The 9,479-nt window shown below is 41.9% G+C and carries 7 protein-coding genes; 2 read left to right on the plus strand and 5 right to left on the minus strand.

Annotated elements, in window-relative coordinates; all coding sequences use genetic code 11:
* Positions 1-183: 4Fe-4S binding protein (locus K5677_RS07095; protein WP_296726239.1), on the minus strand; the 183-nt coding region annotated here is incomplete at its 3' end.
* Between the two features lie 107 nt (positions 184-290).
* The gene (locus K5677_RS07100) at positions 291-482 is read right to left on the minus strand and encodes a leucine-rich repeat protein (protein WP_296726243.1); all 192 of its coding nucleotides are present in this window, start codon (positions 480-482) and stop codon (positions 291-293) included.
* A gap of 220 nt (positions 483-702) precedes the next feature.
* Between K5677_RS07100 and K5677_RS07105 the strand changes: the two genes are divergently transcribed.
* Positions 703-1,194 carry a hypothetical protein gene (locus K5677_RS07105; protein WP_296726245.1) on the plus strand — a complete coding sequence of 164 codons (492 nt, stop codon included), beginning with the start codon at positions 703-705 and terminating at the stop codon, positions 1,192-1,194.
* A gap of 73 nt (positions 1,195-1,267) precedes the next feature.
* Here K5677_RS07105 and K5677_RS07110 read toward each other — a convergent pair whose 3' ends face one another.
* The 3 genes from K5677_RS07110 to K5677_RS07120 all read right to left on the minus strand — a co-directional run bounded on the left by K5677_RS07110 (position 1,268) and on the right by K5677_RS07120 (position 7,927).
* Entirely contained in the window at positions 1,268-3,436 is a 2,169-nt protein-coding gene (locus K5677_RS07110; protein WP_296726246.1) for a glycoside hydrolase family 11 protein, read from the minus strand.
* 172 nt (positions 3,437-3,608) lie between these two features.
* Positions 3,609-6,524, minus strand: a complete 2,916-nt coding sequence (locus tag K5677_RS07115; protein ID WP_296726247.1) for a dockerin type I repeat-containing protein — start codon at positions 6,522-6,524, stop codon at positions 3,609-3,611.
* 281 nt (positions 6,525-6,805) lie between these two features.
* Positions 6,806-7,927, minus strand: coding sequence for a leucine-rich repeat protein (locus K5677_RS07120; RefSeq protein ID WP_296726249.1), 1,122 nt, complete (start codon positions 7,925-7,927; stop codon positions 6,806-6,808).
* Between the two features lie 239 nt (positions 7,928-8,166).
* Between K5677_RS07120 and K5677_RS07125 the strand changes: the two genes are divergently transcribed.
* Positions 8,167-9,479 (plus strand): class I SAM-dependent DNA methyltransferase (locus K5677_RS07125; protein ID WP_296726251.1); only part of this gene is annotated, 1,313 nt, incomplete at its 3' end.

The raw sequence follows: 9,479 nt of genomic DNA on the forward strand, positions 1-9,479 counted from the left end.
CTCCTCCAGTATGATAATACTTGCAGGACACTCCTTGGCACATTTTCCGCAGCCTACGCACATCGTTTCATCAATGACTGCATTTATGCCGTGAGGTACACTTACAGCTCCCTTTGGGCAGACCTTTACACAGCAGCCGCAAGCCACGCACAGGCTTTTATCAATTACAGCTTTTCGTTTCATGTAATCGCCTCCTGAGTATATTATATACTCTTTGTAGTTTTTGGTCTGTGACAAAGTCACATTAGAGGTAAATATACGAACAAGTTTATGAATTGCTCCAAAACGTTTTAAAAGCAATATGCAAAAGCTCCTTTTCCGATGGAGTTTACAGTGTTAGGAATAACAACACTGATCATAGTTTCGCAATGTGAAAAAGCTCGGTCTCCGATCTCTGTTACGCCTCTTGGAATCTGAACATTTGCTTCATTTCCATTGTAGGACTCCAGAATATGACCTCTTATGATGAAATCTTCAAGCATTATTTCACACCCTTTGTTTCTGATTTTATTCTTATTATACAGCAGAAATTCTGAAAAAGCAATAGATTACCCGTGTATACGCCCACTTATGCAGGAAGACAGTGCTTCAATAAGAGGAGATATTTCTATTATTTCACTTTTGGAAAAATATATTATTATTTTGACATACTGACGAAACAAACTGTGTTTTAACTTCTGGATTAGGAGGTAAATAGCTTTTATGGAAAAGAAAAGGCGAGATGTTATTGTTAGTAGGTTCGAGACATATGGAGACGACTTCCGATTCGACGATAATAAGGCTATTTGTAATTTAGCCGTCAATACCAAGGACAAAACTATCAGATTCACGCTAGAAGATGGCGGTTCTCCATCGCTGTACGTAATCCTGATGGCTATGAGCGTAAATAAGGCTTGGCTGGAAATAATTGAAAAATGCGAAGAGCCTGCTGAGATGGACCGATATTTCTTGCTCACCCGTTGGATCAACTTTGAGTCATCGGATTATTTTCTCTGTCATGAGAGGGATGATGGTGTGACTGTGATCGATAAGTGCCTGATCAAATGCGGCGTTGGTGGCGGCATTGACTCTTGTACATTGTCGCCGTTAGATTATTTACTACTACTGGAGTATGATTCGCGTTTGGATTTTAGTACACCAGACGACAGATTAAAAGAACTGCGAAAAGACTACGACTTTAGGTATTTAAAGTAAATTAAATAAGGAAAAGGCGGGAGATTCTCCCGCCTTCATTCAATTTATTACTATTGGAAGCACTTTTTGTACGTTATTTTGCGAAGCTCAGCTCCTTGAAATCAGCATAGCCGTTTGAATCATATGACTCAACATACATTCCTATTTTCGTTACACAGGCGATTTCTTCGTTGTATATGGAACATTCCTCAAGGAAATCGCTTAGATTGTATTTGTTTTCAATACAGCATGAATCGCTATTTTTTATGGGATCATCCTTGCGATAGAAGTATAAGTTGCTTATCTTTCCTGCTCTATACTCCTTGTTCATATAATACTCAACGCCGTTTACAGTGACTGTTTCGTACTTCCCGCTGTCTATTGCTTCGCTGATGTAACTCTTAGCATAGCTGTTCCACTTAAAGCATTCGTGTATCTCAAAGTCTATCCATTGGTTATCTTCCCGGAATGCTCCGCGGAGAAACACATCTATATCATTTGTTGAGTTTATATCAGCATAATAGTTGATATCGAAGTCCTTGCAGTAATTTAATGAGTATTCGTCGTATTCAGCATAGCTTCCGCAGGTATAATCGGCTATTCTGTTCCATTCAGCAGTAAATGTGCCGTCCCTGCGTACTATGGTGCTGACGGCATCATCGTTTTGTCTGTGGGCTGAGACCTCCAACGTGCACTGATTATCTGTGTTGCGGAATATATTGTCGCCTGTCAGTAAAACTGCTTCATTCTCGGTAAGAGGTATCTCATCCGAAACGCCGAGCACGTACTTTGTCAGAAGCACAAGGTCACTTACATTTGTCTTGAAATCGCCGTTTGCATCGCCGCTTTCCTCTATGATGTTATTGCCTGTTGACTTCAATACAGCCTTGCGGCATAACACAATATCAAAGCTGTTTATAGTACCGTCGCCGTTGAGGTCGCAGCGCTTCCCGGCTTCAAATGTCTGTATTGCCGTATCGTCTGCGGAACCGGCAGAGCTTATGAAGAAATCGTCGATAAAGAAATCAACGTTTGAATCAGCTTCAAATATGATCATGTATTTTCGGAAATTATCATGCTTGAAATCAAAGAACAGACCGCGTATGTTTGTCCATTGACCGGCTTTACATATCCTTTTTCCAATATGATACGTTTTGTCCTGCGGCAATACTTCTTCATCATTGTATTCGTACAAATACACTTTAAAGGAAGTATCCTTATCTGCGTATATCCTCGCTCCCGTCTGAAAACGGGCAGCAGTACCGTCTGAGGGAGCCGGAAGGTAATAAGGATCCAGCTCATAACAGAACGCTGATGATATATATTCGCCGCAGCATACGTTCAATGACTGCTCACCGCTGAAAAAAGCGTCTTTGGTGAGTTTGACCGTGTTTCCACTGTAGCAGCCGGCTTTGTCGTTTTCTGTCTCAAAATCCACCGTTATTATCCTTCCGTCCCTGCCGACAGGAAGAGGATCATGCCGCTCGTATGGTTCATGGATCTTGAATTTATCGAACAACTCCTCTGTAGCAGCGTCCATATTTGTATCCATTGAGATAAGCTTTGCGGAGCCGTTGGACTTGTACGCCTCAATTCCGAATTTCACATCATAAAGATATCCCACATCCAGTCCTGCGGAAGCCCATGCTTTGAAGTGCCCGCTCACATCTATAGTTCCCTCAAGATGATTTGTGGAATTGAGCTCAAGCGGGTCTCTGCGTGCAACGCTCCAATACATGGGGTAATTGTAGCCTCTGCCGTCAAAAGTCTGTCCAACATAAATGCTCCAGAAAAGATCGTAAGTAGTGTCGCCAATGATCACGCTGCCCAGTTTTTCAGCATTTTCTCCGGGCGGCTGCCATGATGCCCAGGCTTCAACAATATGAAATTTTGCCAATGCATTTGACATCCAGCCCTGAACCCCAACATATGCGATCCCGTCGGTATTTATATCAAGAGAGTAGTCGATAGAGTAATCCTTCACCTGATCAGCTTGTACCGTGTTTTTTTCAAAGCCATTTCCCTTCAGTGCCGTTGAATTGTGTATGTCGTTCCAACTAAAAGAAAAGCCGTTGTTGTCTGTGTTTTCATATTCAACATCGCCCTCGTAAAAAGCATTCCAAATCTCGTAAACGTAGTCATCAATTATACCCTTTATCAGCTGATCAGCAGCATTTGCAGTGAACAAGTTAAAGGCTGACACAACACAAAAACATACGACTGCTGTGAGTACAGATAACATTTTTGTCAGTGTTTTTTTCATATGTTTCCCCCCCTGAGATGTTATTTTATGCCATTATTATACAAGGCCGAGAGGCAGAAATCAAGTCGTTTATTGCCGAATATACAGCTGTTTTGAAATTGTTCCTGTTATAAGCTATAAAGAAATCCGCCCATTATTATGGGCGGATTTTCGTATTATTATGTAACTGTGATTATTGTATCTTGCTACCGCCCCATTCAACGACAGTAAAGCCGTTCCTTTCAAAGGTCGATAACTGCTGCGGTTCGATATCAATTGCTTCTTCCAATGGAACATACGTCATGAATACACGCAACATACTGTCAGGTGTAGGTGTGATGTTCAGTTTTGCGGAATTGGTATAGGCTTCGCTCTGGAAAGAAATGAAATTATACTTGTTATGCTCCATAAGCGGCAGCCAGTATACGATGAACTCGTTCATTTCATCTTCGGTCAATCCCATAAATGTGAGCTTTTCCTTGAGGAAACTCTCTGTATCACTGCCGGCAACACAGAAGCCTTTGGAGAAATCGAATCTTGTACGGCAGTTTACTGCGTCCCAGAACAGATATCTGTGATGTGTACCGTCAGCTTTGTTTACGATCCTTCCGTCAGGATATGCTGTTACGTCCCAGCCGTTATTATACTTGGGATAAGTTGTTGAGAGCTCAGCTTCCGTCAGTTCAAGTTCAACATGAACATCGGTTTCCTGCTCCGGATACAGGTATATTACAGGCTTTCTTGCAACTTGTTCAAAATAGATAGTCGGAGTTTTGCCGTCATCTTTAAATACTTTTATCCAGCCGTATTGACCGTTATATTCTGTAAACAGCCATTCGTTGTTATTGTTCTGAGCACCCTTTTCGATCAGGCGCGTATCCGCAGGAATGCATGCAATGGTGCTATATCTCTCATCCGGACCTTGATAAAGCTTAAGACCGTCTTCCAGAACAAAGAATGGAACACCGTACTCGAAACTCTCATCAGGATTAACATAATAGGAATACTTATCCTTCAGATCTCTGAGTTTTGTCGTGATACCCGGCGTTCTGTCTGAAACTGTCTTTATCTTAGAACCGTCTGAATAGGTGAGTTCAAGTCTGAACTCGCATTCACTCCATTCAGGTCCGTCGGGATTATTCATGTTTTGCATCATACTGTCATAGTCCTGAGCCATTATCTCACGATATTCCTGCTCTGATATCTGAATAACAATAGACTGAGGCTCCTGAGCATATGTCAGATCCTGATAAGACAGAAAATAGTTTTCGCCTTCACAGTATACTTTATATATGATCATTGCACCTGCGACACCGCCAGATTCTGTGACACTGACCTCGACAGGCAGATCTATTGATTTAAGAAGTGCTTTTCTCATAAGAACAAGATCAAAGATCGTAAGCTTGTTATCCAGATCAAAGTCAGCTTCTGCCCAGTCGTAAAGCTCCTTATCGTATGCATTGAGCAGCCATTTCTGTAATGCTACAAGATCAGCAATATTGAATTTACTGTCACCGTTTATATTACCTGAAGCTTTTATCTTGGTTCTTATCACAAGCTCCATTGATCCGTTGTCATATAATGTAACTTCGGGCTGATCATCGCACAGGAATTTAAAGATATCCGCGGATCTATATAGCTTTGCGAGATCGGTCTGATAGACCTGCGGATTGGAGTCTGCACAATATACAGGGCCAGTGTACATCCAGCCGTCCGGAGACATATTTGATCTGAATCTTATATCCGTACCAAATCCAAGATTATGGTGTTCTGCCAGCTCACTCGGGATAAGCTCTCCTGTATCCTTGTCATAAAACGTTATCCTTGTTTCTCCCTTTTCAAGGTCGGTCAAATCAGCAGACTTTTCCTCGGGGAGTACCCTTTTAGACGTTTTTTTCAGCCTGAACACAACGTCAGCTGTGTTGTTGTCATATTTCTTTACGGTAATATGATCTTCAGGTACAATAGTTCCGTTGTAATAACCCGCAGATTTTTCTTCAGTCTCCGGCAGGGAGTAACTTTCAGGTATATCAAGCAAGCCGAAGGAGAAATTGTAACCATCAAAGAAGTTGCCTAAACCTACAATGGCAGGGTTATTTCTGAATCCGACGGGCTGCATATTGCATTTTATCTCACCATCGGATGTACTTTGACGAATATCCGTCCATATTCTCGGCATTGCACCCTCAGGGAGAGTAAGCAGCTCGCCTGTGTCATAGTCAACAAGGGTTACTCTCATATCTTCCGAAAGCAGTATAGTCTGTGCATTATCAAGCACAGTACAGTCCGCAGTCAGTGTATATAATGTTGGCTCAGCTTTGGATGTACGTATCCATGATATCTTTTCATATCCGTCTTTCACTGCCTGATATACATATATCTTATCAATTGAACCGTCATCATACAAATCCGGTACCTGCATAGTGCAGTCGGACGTCAAAAGATACTTTATGTTCTCATATTTGTTATTGTAGTCAGGCTCCAATTTGTCACCAAGCTGATCCACTGCCATCGTACAGAACACAACATAATTGCCATTTACAGAAACATTACCGTTTTTCTTAGTATACTCATCATACTCAGTCATGCTGTCTGGTAGCCATCTGAAGATATCGGTTTCGGTGATACAGAGGTTCTGGCCGACTGTAAAGTTATATTCAGCAATTGTTGGCGGTTCCCAATCGTCAGGAGTTTCTTTGACCTGTACATGAGGATCAACTATTGACAGATCAATATCGCCTTGTTTCTGCGGCTGATAGACAAACACATCAAAGCAGGTCTCAGTCAGCTCATGAGTGTAGATCTCATGTTTAAGTTCGAGCCCCATTCCTACAGTTGATTTCAGTTCATATCCGTATGTATCTGCACTGCGGCCCTTTCTCGCACGATCAGGATATACTAAACAGATCAGACCATTGTCAATATGCGTAGCTCCATAGGAATTACGGAACTCTACAGCGGAATCAAAATCAGACGGGATCCAGTCCGGGAGTTTAGCAATAGCGCCTGTGTCCTCTGCATACGAAATAGATGCAGAAGCATTAAATGAAAGCGGCGTGATTGCAGTTGCAGCAGCGGCAATTGCAGCAGCTATCTTCTTGAGTTTCATAATATTCACCTGCCATTCTTCAGATTTGCAGTATATAACTGCTTTATTTCATTATACAGCGATATCTCGCTGAATGCAAGAGATAATTGTGCTATATTTCTATATAGGGTTTAACGTTTGAAGAAAGCAAAATGTGCGGTTGAAATCGTAAACTTTTTATGAACTTATGAAGAAATTGTATTATTATATCTATTGATGAGGCTATTTATAAAGCAGCAGGCACTATTCGTTTTACGATATAAATAGAAAATCGGGGCATAACGCCCCGATAAAAGATATGTTTATTTTTTCTTCATGTAATCAGTAAGGCTGACCGTACTCTTGTTTGTGGCTGTGTAAGCGTAATAAGCCAGAACATAAGAAGCATCAACAGCATTGACAGCGCCGTCTTTGTTTATATCGCAGCATTCAAGATCATCACTTGAAGGTTTAGATTTATTCTGAGCATTCTTTGCATATATAGAAAGGATTTCTGAAGCGTCCACAGAGTTGATCTTACCGTCTGCAGTAGGATCTCCATATGTTGGTAAAGCGCTGAATTTAAAGCCGTATTTTTTTGCAACTGTTTCGGCTGTTGAGTTTTTATAGCCTTTGATTACGATTTTATCAGTGATTTTTACGGCTTCGTTTAAAGATTGAGGGGTAAAAGTTTCACCATCGTCGGATATACCATCAGTTAAAATGAATTCACATGTGGGATTTTTAAACGTAAGATATTTCATATTTTCACAGCCTACAATTGCAGAAAGATAGAATTTTGAAACGTTTTCCCCGCATTCAAGGAATTCAAGTGAACTACACCGAGAAAAAGCATATTTTTTTATCGTTGTTACCGAAGGAGGTAATGTAATGTTTTTCAGATTAATACACCATGCAAAAGTGTGATTTTCTATTGTTGTTGGATTATTACGTAGCTCAATCGACTTGAGATTAAGACAACAAAAAAATGCGGCATAATCAATAGTTTTAACATTGTTTCCGATAGAAACACTTTTCAAGTTTTTACACTGATAAAAAGCACCATCGCCGATAGTATTTACGCTGTTAGGAATATTAATGCTTGTAATATTTTCACATTCAAAAAACGCATGTCTGCCTATGTATCTGACTGGCAAACCATCTATGTTGTCAGGAATATCAATTTGACCTGAAGCATATTTATCGCATTTTGCAAGAGTCAGCTCTCTGTTAGTTGTTGTATATGTGATATTATTCTTTTCGTCAATTATTGTTGGGTCAATATCAAAAATGCTATTAGGTTCATCATCATTAGGAATAATCATTTTTTCAGGTTCAGCATATGCAGTCGAAATTACATTATCTGATATATTCTGAGATATCGGCAATAAAGTGCCTGTTATAATAAATGCGAGAGACATCGCAAAAAGCTTTTTCAGTTTCATCAGGACTTCCTCCTCTGAATTTGGTAATAAATATTATATCATAAGCCCAGGTCTTAGTCAAATCAAAAGTTGCTATGAATTCTATTCGGGGCATCAGGTCCCGAACAAGCTCATTCTGCTTACACTTACAAAGTACCTGGATTAAGCAAAATTCATAAAATAACAATTGTATTCCTGCTTGAAATATGATATAATTAAATAAATATAACCTCACTGCTGTGAGATTTCGGAGGAATACAATGATAACAGGAGTCATTAAGAATAAAATTGACAAGATATGGACCGATATATGGGCTGGCGGTATCACCAATCCGCTTACCGTTATCGAGCAGCTCACATACCTTATGTTCATACGCTCCCTTGACGAGAAGGAGCTTGAAAACGAAGAATTTGCCAATATGACAGGCGAAACTGCCGACCTTATCTTCCCGCAGTCGGAGATAGGACAGGCTATGCGCTGGAGCAAGTTCAAGGACAGAGACTCCCGAGAGATCTTCGACCTCATTTCGCAGCGTGTTTTCCCTGCGGTGAAGAAGATGAAATACGGCAGGCTTCCCGAATTCGATGACAAGGGTGAGCTTATCGAGATACCTGACCGCGCTGACGAAGAGCAGGTTCAGACTGCTTTCTCACGCTACATGGACAGCGCTGTGTTCGTTATACCCAATCCGCAGGTGCTCCAAAAGATAATCACAGGTCTGGACGACCTCTACGAGCACGACATTGCCGACCTCGATATGCAGGGCGACCTCTACGAGTATATGCTGGGCAAGCTCAGCACAGCAGGTCAGAACGGTCAGTTCCGTACACCTAAACATATCCGTGAGATGATGGTGGAGCTGGTCGCACCGACTCCAGATGACCTTATATGCGATCCTGCCTGCGGTACTGCCGGATTCCTCGTTTCTGCGGCTGAATATATCCGAAAGCACTATGAGGACACAATGACTGACGAGCAGTGGGCGGACTTCTCAAACAAGACCTTCACAGGCTATGACACAGACCACACTATGCTCCGTATCTCTGCCATGAACCTCATGCTGCACTCTATCACCAACCCCGACATCGACTACAAGGACAGCGTTTCCAAGCAGAACAATGTCAGCGGCAAATATACCGTATGTCTGGCGAATCCGCCCTTCAAGGGCACTGTTGACGCCGAGAGCATCAACGACAACCTCAAAGCAGTCACCAACACGAAAAAGACTGAGCTTCTCTTTCTTGCGCTGTTCCTGCGCCTGCTCCAGAAGGGCGGACGCTGTGCATGTATCGTTCCCGACGGCGTGCTTTTCGGCTCGTCAAAGGCTCACAAGTCTATCCGTCAGGAGCTTATCGAGAATCATCAGCTCAAAGCCGTTATCTCCATGCCCAGCGGCGTATTCAAGCCATATGCAGGCGTTTCCACGGCTGTGCTTGTGTTCGTGAAGACCGATGCAGGCGGCACGGATAATGTGTGGTTCTACGATATGAAGGCGGACGGCTTCTCCCTCGATGACAAGCGTTCGGAGATAGCCGAGAACGATATTCCCGATATTATTTCCCGTTTCCATAA

Source organism: Ruminococcus sp. (assembly GCF_024684275.1).

Coding starts and splice junctions, on each gene's coding strand:
- K5677_RS07100 (WP_296726243.1), bottom strand. CDS start 482: ATGCTTGAAGATTTCATCATAAGAGGTCATATTCTGGAGTCCTACAAT.
- K5677_RS07105 (WP_296726245.1), top strand. CDS start 703: ATGGAAAAGAAAAGGCGAGATGTTATTGTTAGTAGGTTCGAGACATAT.
- K5677_RS07110 (WP_296726246.1), bottom strand. CDS start 3,436: ATGAAAAAAACACTGACAAAAATGTTATCTGTACTCACAGCAGTCGTA.
- K5677_RS07115 (WP_296726247.1), bottom strand. CDS start 6,524: ATGAAACTCAAGAAGATAGCTGCTGCAATTGCCGCTGCTGCAACTGCA.
- K5677_RS07120 (WP_296726249.1), bottom strand. CDS start 7,927: ATGAAACTGAAAAAGCTTTTTGCGATGTCTCTCGCATTTATTATAACA.